This window comes from Myroides marinus (assembly GCF_900109075.1).
GTDB classification, from domain to species: Bacteria; Bacteroidota; Bacteroidia; order Flavobacteriales; family Flavobacteriaceae; genus Flavobacterium; species Flavobacterium marinum_A.
Map to the genome: position 1 here is coordinate 21,533 of NZ_FNYS01000024.1, position 21,716 is coordinate 43,248.

At 33.8% G+C, this 21,716-nt stretch carries 17 protein-coding genes; 7 read left to right on the top strand and 10 right to left on the bottom strand.

The window, feature by feature from the left end; all coding sequences use genetic code 11:
- Positions 1–61 precede the first annotated feature (61 nt).
- The 4 genes from BMX53_RS16490 to BMX53_RS16505 all read left to right on the top strand — a co-directional run bounded on the left by BMX53_RS16490 (position 62) and on the right by BMX53_RS16505 (position 4,305).
- Positions 62–1,891, top strand: coding sequence for an ABC transporter ATP-binding protein (locus tag BMX53_RS16490; RefSeq protein WP_063176775.1), 1,830 nt, complete (start codon positions 62–64; stop codon positions 1,889–1,891).
- Positions 1,892–2,593: a DUF2971 domain-containing protein gene (locus BMX53_RS16495; protein WP_038984662.1), complete on the top strand. Its 702-nt coding sequence runs from the start codon at positions 1,892–1,894 to the stop codon at positions 2,591–2,593.
- A gap of 7 nt (positions 2,594–2,600) precedes the next feature.
- Positions 2,601–3,797, top strand: coding sequence for a nicotinate phosphoribosyltransferase (pncB, locus tag BMX53_RS16500; protein WP_063176774.1), 1,197 nt, complete (start codon positions 2,601–2,603; stop codon positions 3,795–3,797).
- An 88-nt stretch (positions 3,798–3,885) separates the two neighbouring features.
- Positions 3,886–4,305: a nucleoside-diphosphate kinase gene (locus BMX53_RS16505; protein ID WP_038984657.1), complete on the top strand. Its 420-nt coding sequence runs from the start codon at positions 3,886–3,888 to the stop codon at positions 4,303–4,305.
- A gap of 87 nt (positions 4,306–4,392) precedes the next feature.
- Here BMX53_RS16505 and glsA read toward each other — a convergent pair whose 3' ends face one another.
- Genes glsA through BMX53_RS16520 form a run of 3 tightly spaced genes read right to left on the bottom strand, consistent with a single transcriptional unit; the run spans position 4,393 to position 7,381 of the window.
- A complete protein-coding gene (gene glsA / locus BMX53_RS16510) occupies positions 4,393–5,418 on the bottom strand; it encodes a glutaminase A (protein WP_063176773.1) in 1,026 nt (341 codons plus the stop codon).
- Positions 5,419–5,432: 14 nt separating this feature from the next.
- Positions 5,433–6,464, bottom strand: a complete 1,032-nt coding sequence (locus BMX53_RS16515; protein WP_074747719.1) for an AMP-binding protein — start codon at positions 6,462–6,464, stop codon at positions 5,433–5,435.
- Between the two features lie 11 nt (positions 6,465–6,475).
- Entirely contained in the window at positions 6,476–7,381 is a 906-nt protein-coding gene (locus BMX53_RS16520; RefSeq protein ID WP_074747722.1) for a CPBP family intramembrane glutamic endopeptidase, read from the bottom strand.
- A 42-nt stretch (positions 7,382–7,423) separates the two neighbouring features.
- On the opposite strand from BMX53_RS16520, the gene arsC reads away from it, so the two are divergent.
- Complete coding sequence (arsC, locus tag BMX53_RS16525) at positions 7,424–7,765, top strand: arsenate reductase (glutaredoxin) (protein WP_063176770.1); 342 nt, start codon at positions 7,424–7,426, stop codon at positions 7,763–7,765.
- 83 nt (positions 7,766–7,848) lie between these two features.
- Positions 7,849–10,332 (top strand): TonB-dependent receptor, encoded by a 2,484-nt coding sequence (locus BMX53_RS16530; RefSeq protein WP_038984653.1) that lies wholly within the window; start codon positions 7,849–7,851, stop codon positions 10,330–10,332.
- Between the two features lie 175 nt (positions 10,333–10,507).
- Here BMX53_RS16530 and BMX53_RS19150 read toward each other — a convergent pair whose 3' ends face one another.
- On the bottom strand, positions 10,508–10,684 hold the full coding sequence (locus BMX53_RS19150) for a hypothetical protein (protein WP_164071946.1): 177 nt from the start codon (positions 10,682–10,684) through the stop codon (positions 10,508–10,510).
- A gap of 152 nt (positions 10,685–10,836) precedes the next feature.
- Here BMX53_RS19150 and fumC point away from each other — a divergent pair, with 152 nt between their 5' ends.
- Positions 10,837–12,234, top strand: a complete 1,398-nt coding sequence (fumC, locus tag BMX53_RS16535) for a class II fumarate hydratase (protein WP_074747725.1) — start codon at positions 10,837–10,839, stop codon at positions 12,232–12,234.
- A 121-nt stretch (positions 12,235–12,355) separates the two neighbouring features.
- Here fumC and trpB read toward each other — a convergent pair whose 3' ends face one another.
- The 6 genes from trpB to BMX53_RS16565 all read right to left on the bottom strand — a co-directional run bounded on the left by trpB (position 12,356) and on the right by BMX53_RS16565 (position 21,513).
- On the bottom strand, positions 12,356–13,537 hold the full coding sequence (gene trpB, locus BMX53_RS16540) for a tryptophan synthase subunit beta (protein WP_074747727.1): 1,182 nt from the start codon (positions 13,535–13,537) through the stop codon (positions 12,356–12,358).
- Positions 13,538–13,830: 293 nt separating this feature from the next.
- The gene (locus BMX53_RS16545; RefSeq protein ID WP_244154530.1) at positions 13,831–14,538 is read right to left on the bottom strand and encodes a peptidoglycan-binding protein LysM; all 708 of its coding nucleotides are present in this window, start codon (positions 14,536–14,538) and stop codon (positions 13,831–13,833) included.
- A gap of 240 nt (positions 14,539–14,778) precedes the next feature.
- Positions 14,779–16,638 (bottom strand): ABC-F family ATP-binding cassette domain-containing protein, encoded by a 1,860-nt coding sequence (locus BMX53_RS16550; RefSeq protein ID WP_074747730.1) that lies wholly within the window; start codon positions 16,636–16,638, stop codon positions 14,779–14,781.
- A 70-nt stretch (positions 16,639–16,708) separates the two neighbouring features.
- Positions 16,709–17,833 carry a metallophosphoesterase gene (locus BMX53_RS16555; protein WP_074747733.1) on the bottom strand — a complete coding sequence of 375 codons (1,125 nt, stop codon included), beginning with the start codon at positions 17,831–17,833 and terminating at the stop codon, positions 16,709–16,711.
- Positions 17,834–20,791, bottom strand: a complete 2,958-nt coding sequence (locus BMX53_RS16560; protein ID WP_074747736.1) for a sensor histidine kinase — start codon at positions 20,789–20,791, stop codon at positions 17,834–17,836.
- Entirely contained in the window at positions 20,788–21,513 is a 726-nt protein-coding gene (locus tag BMX53_RS16565; RefSeq protein WP_074747739.1) for a LytR/AlgR family response regulator transcription factor, read from the bottom strand. Before BMX53_RS16565 ends, BMX53_RS16560 begins: the two co-directional genes overlap by 4 nt.
- Between the last annotated feature and the right edge of the window lie 203 nt (positions 21,514–21,716).

Consider the following 21,716-nt stretch of genomic DNA (forward strand, 5'->3'; position numbering starts at 1 on the left):
GAAAGACTGGTAGTAATACCAGTCTTTTTTCTTTATTTTTGCTTTTTACATTTAATAAAATATGAACGAATATTTCAAGAAAATAATATACTTCGCTAAGCCATACAAGTCTTATGCGTATCTAAACATTTTTTTTAATATCCTATATGCCCTGTTTAGTGCATTGTCATTTGTAGCATTGATTCCAATGCTTACAGTACTTTTTCACACTGGTGAAAAAATAACTGAAAAGCCAGTTTATCAAGGAATAACATCTGCCAAAGATTATTTAGAACAATATATGTCTTACTTCATCACGATGTATTCAGATGAGCACGGTGCTCAGAATACGTTGATGGTAATGGCTGCACTTATTATCTCATTGTTCTTACTTAAGAACTTGTTTAACTATTGGGCGATGTACTTCATTACATTCTTGCGTAACGGGGTACTTAAAGACATTCGTAATGCAATGTTCAAAAAGTCTTTAGAATTACCTCTATCATTCTTCTCTGAAAAAAGAAAAGGAGATATTATCTCTAGAATTACTTCTGATGTATTAGAGATACAACACTCATTCTTATCTATCTTAGAGGTACTAGTTAGAGAGCCGTTAACTATCGTGTTTACTATTGTAGTTATGTTTGGAATCAGTACTGAATTGACGATATTCGTATTTATATTCGTTCCTATATCAGGGATTATCATTTCTAAAGTTGGTAAATCATTAAAGAAAAGTTCTCAGAAAGCTTCTGAAGAGCAAGGATATTTCTTATCTATCATAGAAGAGTCTTTATCAGGATTAAAGGTGATCAAGAGTTTTAACTCTGAGAAGACATTTAATGATAAGTTTCAAGATTCTACAATGTCATTCTACGACTTAAACAATAAAATTCTTAACCGTCAGAACCTTTCTTCTCCACTAAGTGAGTTTTTAGGTATTGTGACTATTGCTGTGTTATTAGTATATGGTGGTCACCTAGTACTAGGAGAAGGAACTTTAACTAGTGCTTCGTTTATAGCATACATCGGTATGGCTTATAATATCCTTACGCCTGCTAAGGCGATGTCTAAAGCTTCTTACTCTCTTAAACGTGGTAATGCTGCTGCTGAACGTGTACTACAGGTATTAGAAGAAGAAAACCCTATCGTAAGTAAAGAAAATGCTATCGCTAAAGCGGACTTCGAAAAAGAAATAGTTGTAGAGAATATTTCATTTAAATACGAAGATGAATATGTACTAAAAGACTTCAACCTTACTGTACCTAAAGGAAAAACTGTAGCCTTAGTAGGACAATCTGGTAGTGGTAAGAGTACTATCGCTAATCTATTGACTAGATTCTGGGATATCAACGAAGGTGTGATCAAAATAGATAATCAAGATATCAGAGACGTAAAGCTAGATGATCTAAGAGGTTTAATCGGACTAGTGACTCAAGATAGTATCCTGTTTAACGACACGATTAAAAACAACCTTAAATTAGGTAATCAAGATGCTACTGATGAACAAATCATCAATGCTCTAAAAATAGCAAATGCTTATGAGTTCGTTAAAGACTTACCTAATGGTATAGATACGAATATCGGGGATGCTGGTAATAAACTATCTGGTGGTCAAAAGCAACGTCTATCTATCGCTCGTGCAGTACTAAAGAATCCTCCTATTATGATATTAGATGAGGCTACATCTGCACTAGATACAGAAAGCGAAAAATTAGTACAGGTAGCTCTAGACAATATGATGAAAAACAGAACATCTATAGTCATCGCTCACCGTCTATCTACTATCCAAAAAGCAGACTTAATCGTAGTAATGCAAAAAGGTGTTATCGTAGAACAAGGAACACATGAGGAGTTAATCCAATTAAATGGTACATACTCTAAATTAGTTACATTACAATCGTTAGAATAGATGTATCAAGACAGTAAAAATATCACGCTACCTACTGATCCAGAAACTATCGTATGGAAGTACTTAGATTTGTCTAAATTCTTAGACTTATTACTGTCTAACAAACTATTTATGTCTCGATCTGACAAGTTCGAAGATCAATATGAAGGTACGTTTAGTGAGCCTACTTTTGAAGAAATCAAAAAGATAAGTAAAAACAATCCTGATTTCTTACATTACTATAAACAAAAAAGAAAGAATATCGTCATCAGCAGTTGGCATATCAATGAGTATGAGTCATTCGCTATGTGGCAGATATTCACTAAGAACAATGAGGGTATAGCGATACAATCTACTGTAGATCGATTACAAAAAGCACTACATGTGGAGCAGAGAGTAGATCAATACATCGGTGAGGTAAACTATATCGATTATAAAAAGGAGTTTATTCCCTTTGAAGATCAGTTCTTCCCTTTCTTGTTCAAAAGAAAAAGTTTTCAATATGAAAAAGAGATTCGCATAATTACAGATGTTACTCCGTTAAATATAGAAGTTAACGAAGGCATTAAGATTCATGTGGATGTCGAACAATTAATAGAAAAAATATATATTCACCCTAAGTCAGAGAATTGGTATAAAAATCTAGTACTAGAACTTATGCAAAAGCTCAACTTCAAATTTGACGTAGAAAAGTCTGACTTAGAAAGTGATATTTTAATCTAAAAAAACTATGGAAACAGCGAATACTAACCAAGTGATCGTGTCTATATTAGACAACGATTTCTATAAGTTTACGATGCAGTACGCTGCTATTAAACAATTCCCTTATGCTAAGGCTTCTTACATCTTTATCAATAGAGGTAAGCATAAATACCCTCCTGGTTTTGCAGAGGCACTACGTGCTGCTGTAGACGAAATGGCTAAGCTAAAACTAACTAAAGCCGAGAAAATATTCTTAGAAAAGACTTGTCCTTACTTAGATCCCACTTACTTAGATTTCCTTCAAGGATATCATTATGATCCTTCTGAAATAGAGATTTCTCAAGATGGTCATGACTTAGAAGTGCACATCAAAGGATACTGGTATAGAACTATCTTATGGGAAGTACCATTGATGTCATTAATCTGTGAGCTTTACTACAGAATGACGAACTCAGAGAGAGATTCTTCTGATGAAGTAATAGCGAATACACGTAAGAAAATTGAGAAATATAAAGAATTAGGTATCACCATAGCGGAGTTCGGTACGCGTAGAAGACATTCTTATGCAGTGCATCAGTTAGTAGTAGATACACTAAAAAAATATGGTGATGGTAGCTTCATCGGTACTAGTAATGTACACTTAGCGATGAAGTATAACACTAAACCTATTGGTACACATGCTCACGAATGGTTTATGTTCCACGCTGCTAAGTATGGCTTCAAGATGGCTAACTCTATGGGATTAGAGCATTGGGTAGATACATACAGAGGTGATCTAGGAATAGCGTTGACAGATACATATACAAGTAAAGTTTTCTTTGAACAATTTGACAAGAAATTTGCTAAGTTATTTGATGGTGTAAGACATGACAGTGGTGATCCACTAGACTTCGCTGATCAAGTTATCGCTCATTACAAATCATTAAATATCGACCCTACTCAGAAGACTATTATATTCTCTGATGGACTAAACCCTGAGAAAGTAGAACGTATCGCTAAGCACTGTAAAGGACGTATAGGTATGTCATTTGGCATTGGTACTGACTTTACAAATGATGTAGGTCTAGATGCCATGAATATTGTAATCAAGATGTCACAGGCGCTTCCTGAAGGAGGATACTGGACTGATGTTGTTAAACTTTCGGATGAGCCTAAAAAACATACGGGTACTCCAGAAATGATAGAACTAGCTCAGAGATTACTTGATATTCCTGTTTCTAAATAAAAGTGATTTAATCTATATTATTTTATAAATATTATCACTTTTGTAAGACTTAAAAGACTATTTTTGCAATAAATTAAATTCAAGAATAATGGCAACGAACAGAACTTTTACAATGATCAAACCTGATGCTGTAGAGGCAGGTAACATCGGTGGAATCATCAACATGATTACTGAAGGTGGATTTAAAATCGTTTCAATGAAGTTAACTCAATTAACTGTAAGAGACGCTCAAAAATTCTACGAAGTACACAGTGAGAGACCTTTCTACGGAGAATTAGTTGAATTCATGTCTAGAGGTCCAATCGTAGCAGCTATCTTAGAAAAAGATAACGCTGTAGAAGATTTTAGAAAATTAATCGGAGCTACTAACCCAGCTGATGCTGCTGAAGGTACTATCCGTAAAAGATATGCTAAATCTATCGGTGAAAACGCAGTACACGGATCTGACAGCGACGAGAACGCTGCTATCGAGTCTGCTTTCCACTTCTCAGGAAGAGAGCAATTCTAAGAATTAGCGAATAGATAATTCATAAAAAAAGCCAACTTTATAAGTTGGCTTTTTCTTTATCTCTATATCACTTGTTCTATTCACAGACTAAAACAAGCTTAAGTTAAGTTCGTTCACTAAGTCTAATATCATGTGATATCCTACTACTGAGTTACCTTGTGCATCTAACCCTGGGCTAAATGTTCCGATACCTATCTTATTAGGTACAGATACTACGATACCTCCTCCTACACCAGACTTACTAGGTAGACCTACAGTACGTGCATACTCTCCACTGAACTCATACATACCTGCTATCAACATCTGAGACTGTACTAACTTAGACATTTCTGAATTCTTATACTTAGTATCCCCGTCAAAACGTGTACATTGATTAGCAAAGAAATAACCTATCTTAGCTAAATCTTCTGCTGTAATTTCAATAGAACATTGCTTAAAGTAATTGTCTAATCTATTCTCTTCTCCTTCGATTAAACCATTGTTCTTTAATAGGTGAAATATACCTCTGTTTCTATGTCCTGTTTCTCTCTCAGACATATATACAGAATGACTGTATCCGATAGCTTCGTTATTAGTAATATAACGAACCATACCTAATATCTTCTGAAAAGCCTCATCATTCTCTCCTCCTAATAAAGCAGTAGTAAGTATCGCTCCTGCATTCATTAATGGGTTTAATGGCTTTCCTTTTGTCTCTAAATTAGCATAGTGATTAAATGGCTTATCTGTACCATAATAACCTGCTTTAGAGAACACTTCTTTCTCTCCTAACTCTTCTACTGCAACCATCAATGCGATTACTTTAGAAATACTTTGAATTGTAAATTTCTGTGATACATCACCTACATTAACAACTTCTCCATTCTGCTTTACTACAGAAAACGCTACTGCATTAGCATTAGCCTTACTAAGCTCTGGGATGTAATCAGCGACTTTACCTTCACCTATGTGTATTCTATTTTTCTCTAAAATACGCTCTAACATCTCATTTGTAATTAGATTAGAACTATCTCCACTTCTAATTATCTTCTTAGCATAAGCAGTTCCTCCAAAAGAAACTAGACATGCTACAACCCAACTAAGGATAATGTTACTTACACTATTCTTCTTCATGTTATTAATCTACTTTACTGAATATTCTTTCTTCTAATGATCTTACCTGTCTCTGTCTCTACAAACTTCTGTACGAACTGTACCTCTTTAGGTTTCTCGTATTTTCCCAAGTCTTCAAACAAGTCTTCAGGTAACTGATAAGGTGTGTTCTCGATAACTAAGACTAACTTATTTCCTAGATACTCATCCTCTTTGCTCGATACAAAGAAACGATAAGGAATCCTCTTTGACAACTTTTCTTCTATTTGCTCAGGAAAAAGTTTGACACCTCCACTGTTCACAACATTATCTACTCTGCCTAACCACTTAAACTCCTTATCACTAATCACTTCCACTAAATCATTAGTCACTACTAAGTCTGGGTTTACTGTTGGTGCTGATATAACTAAACATCCTCTGTCATCTTGACTAACATTCGCATGTGGTAGTACAGAAAATATATCTGTACCTACTAATTTAGCAGCTATATGTGTAATCGTCTCGGTCATTCCATAAGTTTCATATACCAATGTATCTAATAGCTGAAGCTTCTCTACTAAACTCTTATTCACTTTAGCCCCGCCGATAATTAGTTTCTTCACATTCACTAATTCAACCAAGGAGTTTTCTACTTGCATTGGTACCATAGCTACAAAGTCATATACTTTACTATTATCTGCAAGTGGTCTGGCAGTAGGAGCCATTACATCAAGCTTCCATCCAAGTATTAATGCGCGAATAAACATTAGCTTACCTCCAACAAATTTAGTAGACATACACAGTAGAGCATTACTTCCTGTCTGTACATCAAAGAAAGCTCCAGTAGCTTTAGCAGAGTAAAGCATAGTTTCTTTCTTTAATTGAATAATCTTAGGAGGCCCTGTAGTACCTGATGTAGTCAAACTAACATAATCATTAGTATTAAACCACTGTAAAATAAGAGTCCCTAAATCAACTAAATATTCCTCTTTACCTGTGCTCCAATCGTGAGCTACAGCCACTAATTCTTCTACTGAATAAGAAACTCCGTTAAGCTCAAAACTAGGATGTATATAATTCAATTCCATCTTCTCTATAATTATTTAACTCTACCTAATAGTTGATGTTTCCAGTTCTTCCAACCATACTTCTTAGCAAATACAAATATGATTAATGGTAATACAATCCCTACTTGTACAATATATTCCCAAGGAGAAATACCACTATCTGAGTTTATATTGGTAAATATTGAATTAGTTTGAAAAGCAGTCCAGTCCGAAGTAACTAATAGTACTCCTACTAAATTATTAGCTGCATGAAATCCTAATGCTAATTCTAAACCATCGTCCATTAACGTAATAATCCCCAAGAATAAACCAGTACCTATATAGTATATCATAATAGTTGCTCCTACTTTCTCTACTTCTGGGTTGGCTAAATGCATTAACCCGAAAATAATAGAAGTACTTAGTAAAGCTACTGCCCTACTTCTAGTAGCCAATCCTATTCCTTGCATTAAATAGCCGCGCATAAAATACTCTTCAAAACTAGTCTGTAAAGGAATTAATATGACTGCAAAAATGAAGAAAACGATAAAAGGTCCTAGTTTAAATGACAAAACGTAGTCTTGTGGATCTTTTAGATATCCGTAAATAAAAAAGCCTATAATAACGAAACTCCACAGTCCGAAAGAAAATAAAAAACGCTTCCAATCAACCGTAGACCTAGAGGTAGTAAGACTTAGTAAGCTTTGCTTGTGAACAAATAATACCCAACCAATTAGGAATATCAACATAAAAACAAGTGGTCCTATAGTTATCAAGAAGTTAACATTTTTACCATATTTTGTGATATTCATTTTTATGATTTCATTAGTAGATACGGCTGAATATCTTAAATAAATCCAATTCAGGAACATAATTCCTAAAAAAAACAACGAAAAAGGTAAATAATACCAAAGTTTCTGATTTTTGTTTATTCTCAATAACTGTTCAATAATTCCCATATTTCAAAAAATGTACTATATTTGGTATAAAATTCCTTATTTATGATCACAATTTATCACAATCCGCGTTGTAGCAAATCTCGTGAAAGCATAGCTTTCATGGAGGAACAAGGTGTAGCTTACAAAATTATAAAATATTTGGATGCTGACCTTACTGAAACTGATGTTAAAACTATTCTTAGCAAACTGAATTACAATCCAATTGATTTAGTTCGTACGAAAGATGCTTTCTGGAAAGAAACTTTCGAGAGTAATACATTAAGTGACGAGGAGATTATTCAGGCAATGGTACTAAACCCTAAGCTAATTGAAAGACCTATTGTAGTTAATGGCCCTAAAGCTGTTATTGCAAGACCTACAGAAAAAATACACGAAATCTTGTAGATTAAATTAACAATTTATTAACTATTGTTTTTTAAACCTTCACCACAAATTATAGTCTAATTGGTATAAAACTAACGACTATAATGAAAAGATTAAAAACTACAAAAGTTCTCCTAATGCTGTTAACCTTAATGTTTGGGATAACAGCATTAGCGCAGAACTCTAAAAAAAGTATCGTATCTGGTACTGTAGTAGAAACTGCTACAAATCTTCCTTTAGAATATGCTAGTATATTCGCACAAAATGAAAACAATGCTAATATTGTTTCAGGTGGTATGACTGACTCAAAAGGACATTACTCTTTTGAGGTTCCTAATGGTTCATACTATATCAAAATAGAATTCCTTGGTTACAAAACTATCGAACTACACAAAGTAGCAGTAAATGGAGACACTAATCTAGGTGTTAAAAAAGTTGCTGATGATAACCAAATGCTTGATGAAGTATTAGTTATCGCAGAAAAATCAACTGTAGATATCAAACTAGATAAAAAAGTGTACAATGTAGGACAAGATATGATCGTAAAAGGTGGTACTGCTGGGGATGTCCTAGACAATGTTCCATCTGTTACAGTTGATAGCGAAGGTGCCGTTAGTTTACGTGGTAATGAGAACGTAAAAGTACTTATTGATGGTAAGCCTACTGGTCTTGCTAATAATATTCAAGAAGCTATGCGTATTCTTTCTGCTGAATCAATTGATAAAGTAGAAGTTATCACTAATCCATCTGCTCGTTATGAGGCAGAAGGTGGAGCAGGTATTATCAATATCGTTCTTAAAAAAGGTAAAGCTCAAGGTATTAATGGTAACGTAACAGCTACTGTGGGTGATCCTCGTAACTATGGTTTAAGCGGTAACGTAAATATCAGAGGAGAAAAATATAACTTCTATACTACTTTATCTTATAGAGATGGTAAAGTAAAAGGGTATGGAAGAAATAACAACCAATACTTAGACGCTAAAGGTAATACTACTCAATTCATTAATGAATACAAAGACAATAACAGAGACAGAGAAAGCTACGATGGTACTTTTGGATTAGACTATTACCTTACACCTTCATTAACATGGTCTAATAATGTAACTGTTAGAAGAACTAATGGATCAGCATATAACACAGTTGATTACCAATACTATGACCCTTCTTATGTTCTACAATACAATAGAGATAGAATAGAAAACCGTAAGTCAGACTATAACAGTGTTGAATACAGTACTTCTTTTGAAAAGAAATTCAAAAAAGAAGATCACAAACTTACTGTTGAAGCAACTATCTCTCAAGATAGAAGTAATGATATGGCTAATATTTCAGACATTAATGATCACTTAAACAAAATGTCTTATGAAAGAAATAGCAACAATGACAAGTATAAAAACGGATTAGTTAAGGTAGATTATACTTTACCTATTGGTAAAAACGGAAACTTTGAAGCTGGTTATTTAGGTACTTTTAAAACTACAACAAATAACTTCAGTCTTGCTAACCTAACAGGTAACCAATGGGTAACTAATACTAAAGTATCTAATATTTTAGAGTACAAAGAACAAGTAAATGCTTTCTATGCTCAATATGGAGATAAGATTACTGATAAGTTAAACTTTATGGTTGGACTTCGTTGGGAAAAAAGTAATATTGATGTAAACCAATTAGTAAGCAAAGACTTTAATAATAAAAAATATGATGATTTCTTCCCTAGTTTATTCTTAAACTATGAGTTAGATGATTCTAGTAGCTTAAGCGTTAGTTATAGTAAACGTATCATGCGTCCTAGAGGACATTTCTTAAACCCGTTCTCTAACTATACAAGTGATATTAACTTCTTCCAAGGTAACCCAAATCTTGATCCAGCTAAAACAAATGCTTTCGATTTAGGATACTTAAAAAGATGGAGTGGCTTTACGTTAAGTGCTTCGGCTTACTTAAACAAAACAGATGATACATTCCAATTCGTAAAGAGAATTGCCGGTACTAATGCTAGTGGAACACCTATTACAGTTAGTTCACCTATCAACTTAGCTACTGAATACAGATATGGATTTGACTTTACATTAAACTATACTCCATTCAAATGGTGGAAACTTAATGGTAACTTCAACTTCTATAGATCTGAAATAAATGGAGATTACACATTCACTAATTTTGATGGAACAGTTGAAAAAGAAAACTTTGATCAAAATACTTATGCTTGGTTCACTAGAATTACTTCTAAAATAACATTGCCATACAAAATTGATTGGCAAGTAAATGGAATGTATAGAGCTCCTTATGATACATCTCAAGGAAGAGCAAAAGGAAACTTATCAGCGAACACATCGTTGAGTAAAGATATCTTAAAAGACAAAGCTACTATTACATTCAACGTAAGTGATATATTTAACTCTAGAAAAAGAGAATCTGACACTTACCTTCCTCAATCTATTTCACACAGTGAAATGCAATGGAGAGGAAGACAAATCAATTTGTCATTTACTTACCGTTTTAACCAGTCTAAAATGAATAGACAAAAACAACAAAAACCAGGAAATGGTGATGGTGAACAAGGTGGTGGAGAAATGGAAATGATGTAATTTAAAACTGCAACTTTTACTAAACTATTATAAATTATTTATTTGTTGAAAGGGGTGATCGAATGATCATCCCTTTTTTATTTAACTAATCCTTCGATACTATACTACCCTCACAAAAGGGCATAAAAAAAGAGTCATAATAATTATTATGACTCTTTATTTCTTAAACCAAATACTAGATCTGATTGTCTTCTAATTGCTGTCTATTAGCTTTCTTTTCTTTTAATAATTCTCTAGCTCCACCTACTGCCCAGTAAGATGCAAAACCAACTAAGAATATTAAAAGCCAAAATGCCATGGTAATTACAGTCATGGCAACAATGAAACCTAAATACTGTTGAAATTCAAACATATTTTCTCCGGATTAATATTTTGTATATACGCCGTAAATATACTCACTTTTCTCGTTTCTACCTAACTGATAATAATTTTTAATCTTTCTTTAGAATCAAACTAAATAATTTACCTTATCTTTATAGTATAATCATTCTAAATAAAACAACAATGGACTATAGAATAGAAAAAGACACCATAGGAGAGATAAAAGTTGCACAAGACAAATACTGGGGAGCACAAACTGAACGCTCTAAAAACAACTTTAAAATAGGTCCTGAGGCATCTATGCCTCACGAAATCATAGAAGCTTTTGCTTATCTAAAAAAAGCTGCTGCTTTTACCAATGCAGACCTAAATGTCTTATCTACAGAGAAAAGAGATTATATCTCACAAGTATGCGACGAAATACTAGCAGGAAAACTTAATGAACACTTTCCATTAGTTATTTGGCAAACTGGTTCGGGAACTCAATCTAATATGAATGTAAATGAAGTTATCGCTAATCGTGCTCAGGTATTAGCAGGGCTTCAAATCGGAGAAGGAGAGCCTGTCTTAAAAGCAAATGATGATGTAAATAAATCACAATCTTCTAACGATACTTATCCTACAGCTATGCATATAGCTGCTTATAAAGCTATTGTTGAATATACAATCCCTGGTGTTACTCAATTGAGAAACACTTTGGACAAAAAGGCAAAAGATCTAAAAGACGTAGTTAAGATTGGACGTACACACCTTATGGATGCTACTCCTCTTACACTTGGACAAGAAATATCTGGGTATGTAGCACAACTTGATTATGGACTAAAAGCATTAAACCATACTTTACCTCATCTTTCAGAATTAGCACTAGGTGGTACCGCGGTAGGTACAGGATTAAATACACCTAAAGGATATGATGTGAAAGTAGCAGAATACATTGCTAAGTTCACAAACCTTCCATTTGTAACTGCACCTAATAAATTCGAAGCTCTTGCTGCACATGATGCTATTGTCGAAACTCATGGAGCTTTAAAGCAACTAGCTGTTTCTTTATATAAAATTGCCAATGATATTCGCTTACTAGCATCCGGACCACGTTCAGGAATAGGTGAATTAATTATACCTGCTAATGAACCTGGTTCTTCTATTATGCCAGGTAAAGTTAACCCTACACAGTGTGAAGCACTAACAATGGTAGTTGCTCAAGTTATTGGGAATGATACTACAATCTCATTTGCAGGAACACAAGGTCACTTTGAATTAAACGTATTTAAACCAGTTATGGCTGCTAACTTCTTACAGTCAGCGAGATTACTAGGTGAAGCATGTATTTCATTTGACGAACATTGTGCTCAAGGAATAGAAGCTAATGATAAGCGCATAAAAGAATTATTAGATAATTCACTAATGCTTGTTACAGCCTTAAATACAAAAATAGGGTATTACAAATCAGCTGAGATTGCTCAAACAGCTCACGCTAATGGCACAACTCTAAAAGAAGAAGCTGTGCGTTTAGGGTATGTTACACCTGAAGATTTCGACAAATGGGTAGATCCTAAATTGATGATCGGAAACCTAGAATAAATTAGAACTTTTTCATCCTACTTTATAACTAAAAAAGCCAATACAACAATCTGATGTATTGGCTTTTTACTTTATAGAAGTCCCTCTTCACTTTATAGATCTGTGATACATACTCTAGAAATTAGAAGTTAAAGTAACTACGGTAATTATCAAGGTCTTTATCTCCTCTTCCTGACAGATTTATTACCACAACATCCTTAGGTTTAAACTTGCGCTGATCTAACACAGCTAATGCATGTGAACTTTCAATAGCAGGGATAATACCTTCTACTTTACACAATGCTAACCCTGCATTCATAGCTTCATCATCTTTAATCGCAAAGAACTCAGCTCTACCTAACTCTTTCATATGCGCATATAAAGGTCCAAAACCTGGATAGTCTAATCCTGCTGATACAGAATAAGCTTCTAAAGGCTCACCTTGTTCATCTTGCATAAATAAAGTCTTACTACCGTGTAATACTCCTTCTTTACCTACAAATGATGTAGCAGCTGTCTTAGGACTATCAGCTCCTTCTCCTCCACCTTCTGCTACAATAAGTTTAACTTGTTCATCTTCTAAGAAATGATAGAATGCTCCTACTGCATTACTTCCTCCACCTACACAAGCTACTACATAGTCAGGTTCTTCACGTCCTTCTTTTGCCAATAACTGTTTTCTGATTTCTTTAGAAATAATAGATTGAAATCTACTTACCATATCAGGATAAGGGTGTGGACCTACTGCCGAACCTATTAGATAAAATGTATCATCTGGATTTTCTATCCAATATAGTAAAGCTTCATCTACAGCCTCTTTCAGAGTCTTAGCTCCAGATTCAGCAGGTCTCACCTCAGCTCCTAACATTTTCATACGAGCCACATTTGGCGCTTGTCTTTCGATGTCTAAAGCCCCCATATATACGATACACTCCATTCCCATAAGTGCACACACAGTAGCAGTAGCTACACCATGTTGTCCTGCCCCTGTCTCAGCTACTATTTTATTCTTTCCTAATCGCTTAGCTAATAATATCTGTCCAATAGTATTATTAATCTTATGCGCTCCAGTATGACATAGATCCTCTCTTTTTAAATATACTTTAGTATTATACTTCTCAGACAATCCTTTAGCAAAGTATAAAGGAGTTGGACGCCCCACGTAATCTTCTAATAACTGAGCCATCTCTTTCTGAAAGTCCTCTTGTTCTATAATAGAGATATACTCCCTTTGTAACTGCCCAATAATTGGAGCTAATGCTTCAGGAATAAATGCTCCACCATAATTCCCGTAATAACCGTCTTGATTTACTTGATATTTCATTGTATAATTTGTTTTAATTTTTACTTTCGATTAGGCACAAAAAAAAGAGGCTTGTCGTATGACAAGCCTCTTCTAGGTATTATATATTATTTCTCTTAATTCATATATACATAGCAAGGACTGCTCACGACATTCGACGTAAGTTTAGTCCACCACCAAGTATTTGTAAGAATTAAATTCATTTCGTTTTTCTACTTATTGAATTGCAAATGTAGAAACTTATTTTCAATAAACAATAAAAAAAGGATATCATTTTAAAAACGATATCCTTTAAGCTTTTCTTTCTTAAAGAGTTATAGTACTACTACTGCATCTTTTTCTGCTGTAATATCAGATACATCGTATCCGCTAAAACTTTTTAAATATGTACGAATCGAAGTTCCATATCCATCTTGGAATCCGTTTGCACCATTACTGTTTAAGAATTTCTTTACTGATCCTGCTCCACCTAAGTGAGCTGCAGCTAAAATTCCTGATTCAGTAATTTGGATACCTCCGATACGTTTACCATCAAATTTTTCAATCTCTTTTCTCAAGATCCATTTATTCTTTGCAACTAAAGCATCGAAAGCTTTCTCTTGCATTAAAGGATCATGTAAGAAACTACTCGTGTCTGTTACACCTATTGAACGTAGTGCTACTTTACCAAACTGGTATTTGCCCATATAACCGTATGAGTTAACTATTCTGTATAATCCATACGATTCGCGAACTGCCAATGCCTGTTTAAAACCGACATAAGTCTTTCCGATAAATGGTATTGCTAATAACTCTCCTGACTCTTCCATAGCGATATCGCTGTTTGGAAACTCATAAGATAAGGGTCCTTCAGGGACTATTTTATACTCCTCTAAAAGCATAGTTTCATACTGTTTAAAACCTGAAACTACCCCTCCTGTTAATAGGACAACACCAATAAAAAAAGAACATTTTTTTCTCATTAAAACTAATTTCTCAAGCCCTGTCACCACTTGAAATTTCTGTTGACAAAGATACTTCATTTTTCAAAAACTCCTATTTTTTTAATGTCACTTTTCAAACTTTAACAGCAAAAACACATGCAACTATTTAAAAGTCAGTTTATTAAAAATATTCAGATTAACAAAAATAAACTTGCTTAAAACATAAAAAAATCATAAATTAAAGGAGCCCACATCAGTAAATATCGCTTATGAACGAAAAAAGAGGTGTAATATTGCCTAATATTACACCTCTTTTCATTTCTGTTAAAATGGCATTTTTTATTCCTCCATTTTGGAAGAAAGTTCAAACCATTTCTCCTCTTTTTCTTCTAATTCTTGAAGTATTTTTTGAAGCTCATTTGCTTTTGTTTCTATCTTGTCATCTCCGACTTTTCCTTCAGAAAACAATGCTTCTATCTCTATTTTTTTTTGTTCAAGATTTGCGATTTCTCTTTCTACTTTTTGAAACTCTTTTTGCTCTTGAAATGTTAAACCTTTTTTCACTTGGTTCTCTTTCCAATTCACCTTTTCTTTAGGAGCATCATCCTTCACAGGTTCGATACTATCTTCATATGTTCTAAAGTCAGAATAGTTCCCTGGGAAATCCTCTATTTCTCCCTCTCCTCTAAAGACGAATAAGTGATCTACGATTTTATCCATAAAGTATCTATCGTGAGATACTACTACTAAACAACCAGGATAATCTAATAAGAAACTCTCTAATACATTAAGAGTAACAATATCTAAATCATTCGTAGGCTCATCCAGAATCAAGAAATTAGGGTTCTGTATAAGTACAGTACATAAATAAAGACGTTTAAGCTCTCCTCCACTTAGTTTCTCTACATAATCATGTTGTTTCTTTCTATCGAATAAGAAGCGCTCTAAAAGCTGCCCTGCAGATATAGATCTACCTTTAGCTAACGGAATGTATTCACCGAACTCCTTAATAACATCAATTACCTTCTGTTCTGGTTTAATATGAATACCTCCCTGAGTATAATATCCTATTTTAATAGTCTCTCCTACTACTACTTTTCCTGCATCAGGTTGTAGTCCTTGAGTTAGTATGTTTAGGAATGTAGACTTACCACTACCATTCTTACCGATAATACCGATACGTTCCCCCTTATTAAAATTATAGCTAAAGTCATTTAAGATCGTTTTATCTTTAAACTTCTTATGTAGCTTGTGAAGTTCTACTATCTTACTTCCCATGCGCTCCATATTAATCTCTAACTCTACTTGATGCTCACGTCTTCTACTATGCGCTTTCTCTTTAATAACATAGAAATCATCGATACGCGACTTAGACTTAGTCGTACGGGCTTTAGGTTGTCTTCTCATCCATGACAACTCCTTAACAAATAAGTTCTGAGCCTTATCTATACTAGCATTCTCTATTGCTATACGCTCTTCTTTCTTTTCTAAGTAGTAAGAATAGTTTCCTTTATACTGATAAATCTTACCATTATCTAGTTCTATAATCTCATTACACACACGTTCTAAGAAGAAACGGTCGTGCGTTACCATAAATAACGTAATATTCTCTTTAGCAAAGTAATTCTCTAACCATTCGATCATTTCTAGATCTAAGTGGTTAGTAGGCTCATCTAAAATCAATAAATCAGGTCTATTAATCAAGATAATAGCTAGCGCTAACCTTTTTTTCTGTCCTCCTGATAAAGTCTTTACTTTCAGCTTTAAGTCTTCTAATTTCAGTTTAAACAAAATCTGTTTATACTGCGTCTCAAAATCCCAAGCATTATGAGCATCCATTTTTTCAAATGCTTTTTGATATGCCTCTACATCTTCTGGATTCTCTAAAGCCTTTTCGTATTCTTCTATAATTTTTAGTGTGTCATTATCAGAAGCGAAGATACTCTCCTCTACAGTCAACTCATCTTGCAACGCTGGCTCTTGAGATAAGAAAGCCATACGAATCCCCTTGCGCATTACTACTTGCCCACTATCTGGGAAGTCCTCACCTGTTAAGATACGAAGTATAGTAGTCTTACCTGTTCCGTTCTTTGCTACGAAGGCAATCTTCTGATCTTTATTAATCCCAAATGACAAGTCCTCGAACAAGGTTCTTGCTCCAAAGGACTTTGATATATTTTCAACCGATAAATAGTTCACAATCTCTAATTTTTTACAAAAATAGCCTTTTATTCTTGATAAGAAAAAAGGCTATTAATTACACTTTATTTTATTGTACTCCTTGTACTCTAATGACGATATATTCTGACACTGTCCCTATGCGATATCTACCACCCCATATACCTACACCTGAACTAACATAGATATGAGTATTCTCTTTCTTTAAATATCCATGCGAATTCTCAAATAGTCTATCCGTAATCCACGATATAGGCCACATCTGACCTCTATGCGTATGCCCAGAACACTGTAAGTCTATCTTATTATTCACAGCCTGTTCTAAAGCATAAGGTTGGTGATCTAATAAAATACTAACCTTATTATCATCCAAAGGCATCATCAACTCTGATAACTCTTTTCGGTGTCTATTAGTCTTATCATCTCTACCGATAATATTAATATTCAGCTCATCTATAGACATTACCTCATCTCTCAACACCTTAATGCCTGACTCTTTTAAGAACTTCATACTTCCTTCTGTCCCAGCTAAATACTCGTGATTACCTAAGCATGCATAGGTACCATATTTACTATTAAACTGTTTTAGTACCTCATCTAATTTATAATATTGTAATGGTATAAGGCTTACATCTATCACATCACCTGCTATTAATACAGCATCTGCCTGTTCATCATTAACACACTTGACCCATCTATTCAATTCTTTATGCTCTATAGCATACCCCAAATGCATATCGGTAAGTAAAACAAAACGAAGCTCTTTTGGCAATTTCTTATCCACCTTAATTACGATCTCTCTTCTCTTCTTCTTTAAATAGGTAAAATGACCTATAAACGCGATAGCTAAAGTGATCAGTATTAACAGAGACCCTCTAGCAGAAGAATGGTGATTATAGATAAATAAGTCCGACTTTACAGTCAATGTATTAATCAACCATCCTATATCAAATAATAAGCATAACATAAAAGCATATATACTCAGCATTAACCATCCTGTACCAATCTTATATAAATACGAGGCAATATATACTGGCAATCGCTTACCTACACCATAAAATATAATCACACTTAAAGACATTAACGTCATCATCCCTCCGAAAAACACCTTCACACTATAATCACTGTCTCTGACTAAAGCACTATAGTTATAAAACACATAGGCATTAGCTAACATATACAGAATAAAGATTCCTAAAAATAGATATCTCTTCATTTACTTAAACACATTTCTTAATATTAATCGCACTGTTGTCCCTTTAGTATGATGATCTATTATTAAATCTTCATCTAAATATTGCTGTAACAGAGACATTCTTTCTTTCACTATTGAGAGCCCTTTTGACTCATGTTTTTTCTCTCTAATAGACATTTCACCAATTCCATTATCGGTTATTTCGATCACTAGACTATTATCTGACAGTCGTTCTGTAGCAATGACTAATAATGGGTGCTCTATAGAACTAGGAAAAGCATGTACTAAAGCATTCTCTACGAAAGGTTGTAGAAGTAATGGAGGTATATTAACAGCTGCCAAATCTACATTACCCTTCTCTATTTTAAAAGTCACACGTCCATCTAGACGCATATTTTCTATATCTACATAAATCTTAAGATACTCACATTCTTCTTTTAACGTGATGCGTTCTTTAGTAGACATCTCTAGCGTAGTTCTAATAAGTTTAGCGAAACGCTCTAGATAGAATAAAGCATCATCTACTTCCTCCTTAATAATATAATATTGTATAGAACTAAGTACATTAAAGATAAAGTGAGAGTTCATCTGACTACGTACAAACTGTAACTGCACTTCAGCCAAGCGCTTCTCATATTCTAACTTCTTATTCTCCATACGCTGCAACTTTCTAAGTTGTCTAACACGTATAACATAGATAATATAAAAGCTAGCAGCTAATAACCCTATACATAATACGATAAACCATGTCTTGGCATAAAATGGTTTCTCTATCTCTAAGAACAGCAGTGGATATATTAATTCATTACCACTGTCATAATCCATAATCTTAATATCTATTGGATATACACCTGGCTCTAAGTAGTGAAGTTCCAGTTTATTCTCCTTCACATTCATCCACGTCTCACCGAGCTTAAGGCGATATTGAAAGTTTAGTTTATCTGGAAATTTGGTACCTAATACCTCAAAGCCAATTTGTAAGTTATTCTCCTTGCTCTTTAAGTGTAGTTCTCTAATATTGTGATATATCTCTCCTTTTTTATCTAACTCCTGTCCATTAACCTCTATTTGAGAGATATTGACCTGGTATTGTACTACTCTTTGTTTAAAATAAGTAATATCTAAAATATGAAGTCCCTCTGAAGTACCGATATACATCAAATTATCCTTTACAGTACTAGACAAGATCTCTCCTCTACCGAACCCCTGCTCTTTATTAAAATAAAACTTATTATTCTTATCTATAACAGTAAGTCCTTTGCTCGTACCGATAAACAATTTGCCATCTACATACTTCAGTAGTGTAATATTAGTACCTTCAATATCTTTATTAGAGATAAAGTCTTTCACTGTATACTTACCACTTTTAACCTCTAACAAATAGATATCATTAAAGTCAGTGGATACATATAATGTATTCTTATCACCATTAGTAATCTTCTTTATCCTATGCTCTGCAAAAAGATTCTTAGCAGCAAGAGAAGTAAACTCTTTGTTGTCTAATACATATAGACCATCCAAAGCTCCAGCGAAATACATCTTATCATCAACGTAAGTAATATCTACAACATCCCTGGGAATATCTTCACTATCTACTCTAAAATAGTAGCGATAATCCATATTAGCCAAATCGTTATAAATACGTACTCCTCCATAAGGATTAGTCTCTATAAAGCGATTTTTATAAAACCCAAATCGATAAGTATGTATAGAATGATATGACAATAAATAACCATTATAGGCTATCTGAAACACTCCAACATTACTACTCACCCACATTGAATTCCCATAAGGAACAGCAGAATAAAACACAATTCTATTCGCAGGTGTCGTATAATCTATTTCATAGAAGTGGTTAGCTTTAGTCGTATAATCAGCATATTTTTTATACTGTTGCTCCTGAAAGTATTTAAACCTTTGAAGAGGCATCGTTAATAGCTCTTTATCTTTATCCTGAATAGACAACCCTTTACTGCTAAATACGAATATTCTATCATTTAGCCCCTTAACCACAGAAACACTCCCATACGAAGAATCAAAACTCAAAGGAGAAAATAAGTCTACCTGAAACACTCCTTCTGACTTAGTTCCTAAATATAAAAAGTCATTTCTCTCATCGTAACTAATCGAATAGTAATCTGTCTTTTTAGTTCCTAAATACTCTGTGATATTGTTTAACGAAACTCCATCCCATCTATAGATATGCCCATTATTCTCATCTACACTACCACTTACTACATACAGTTGATTATTAGCCCTCTTAATATCCTTAACTGCAGGTATATTATAATGCTTTACAACTTTATTTGTAGCAATATCCTTTATAATCAATCCGTCTTGACAGCCATAAAATACTAAGCCATCTAAATTAATAGCCGCAAATACACGTCCTACCTTTTCTATAAACTCTAGTTTATCCCCTACTATCTTAAAGATACCATCATTAATAGTAGCTACATACACCTCTCCTTTATACTCAAAGAAATCACTAACTTCAAAAGGGTTATTTTTACTTGACTTAAACGTAGGGTTCTTGACAGATAAATCTTTTTTAGAGATAATAGACACCCCATCTGAAGTCGCTACATAGATAGCTCCCTCATGATCGAATAGTCTTCGTATTCTATTAGAGATTAAACCTTGCTGTGTACTGATAACACGCACCTCTCCCTTCGCTCTATACAAAATCCCCTGACCATAACTACCTACCCAGATTGTCTTTTGATCATCCTCGATAATATCAGTGATATTGGTATATCTATATCTAGCAGCATCTTCATTAGGTTTTACTACACCTTGTATTTTTTGAGCTAACCCAGAGCGAGACCCTATCCATAACACCCCTTTAGAGTCTACACATAATGCGCGCACATCATTAGCCATTAGCCCGTTCTCTATAGTATATTGTTTAGTGACAACTCCTTGTCCAAATACTACAGAAACACACAGCCATAAAAATACAGTTAGTAAATACCTCATAGATTAAGATTATTGAGGTCTTTCATCACAGACGCAGCAACTGTTATAACATTATCAGTTTCTTCATTGTTCACCGTGATGATCTCTTTAAAATGGATTATATTCGTCTCCTTATCGATATAATCAATATAATCTACGTTGACTAAATAAGAGCGATTAACACGTATAAAGTTCTTGTGCTTAATCTTATCTTCTACATTCTTAAGCGTCTTAGATATTAAGTATTTTTGATCTTTTAAGTAGATCTCACAGTAGTTATCAGCAGCCTTACAGTACACAATATCATCTACGCGCACCATATATCTCTTCTGATTATTCTTAATTACTTTATAGAAGTATTGATACCCTTCTAATTCCTTATACTTGTCAAATACATTTTGTACATCCTGTATCCCTATCGGTTTAAGCAGATACTTCAAACAGTCATATTTATTAATAGCTTCTATAGCATACTGATCATACGCAGTAGTAAATACTACCTCAAAGGTATTCTTATCCACATAATTAAACAGCTCAAAACCATCCTCTTCTGGCATGTGTATATCTAAAAACACAATGTCTGGAAGAAATGCTTGTACCTGCTTAACAGCCTCTTGTACAGAAGCCGCAGTATGAACGATAATACGATCTTGATAATTAACTTTTTTCTCAATAATAGTTTTTAATACTTCAGCCACTTTTGGCTCATCATCTACTACTAAGACTACTAATTCATTTAACATGTTAATAAGGTATTTAAATCTACAGTATGGTGGTTAACGCAAAAATAAACAATACATCCCTATTTTTAACACTTCACTGATATAAATAGACAATATTATTCTCCTTGTAATTCCTGTGCTTTTTTTAAGTATAATCAATGTTTAATGAGCATATATGTAATCACATTTATTACCTTAAATTATACTTTGAGTGACACAGATAA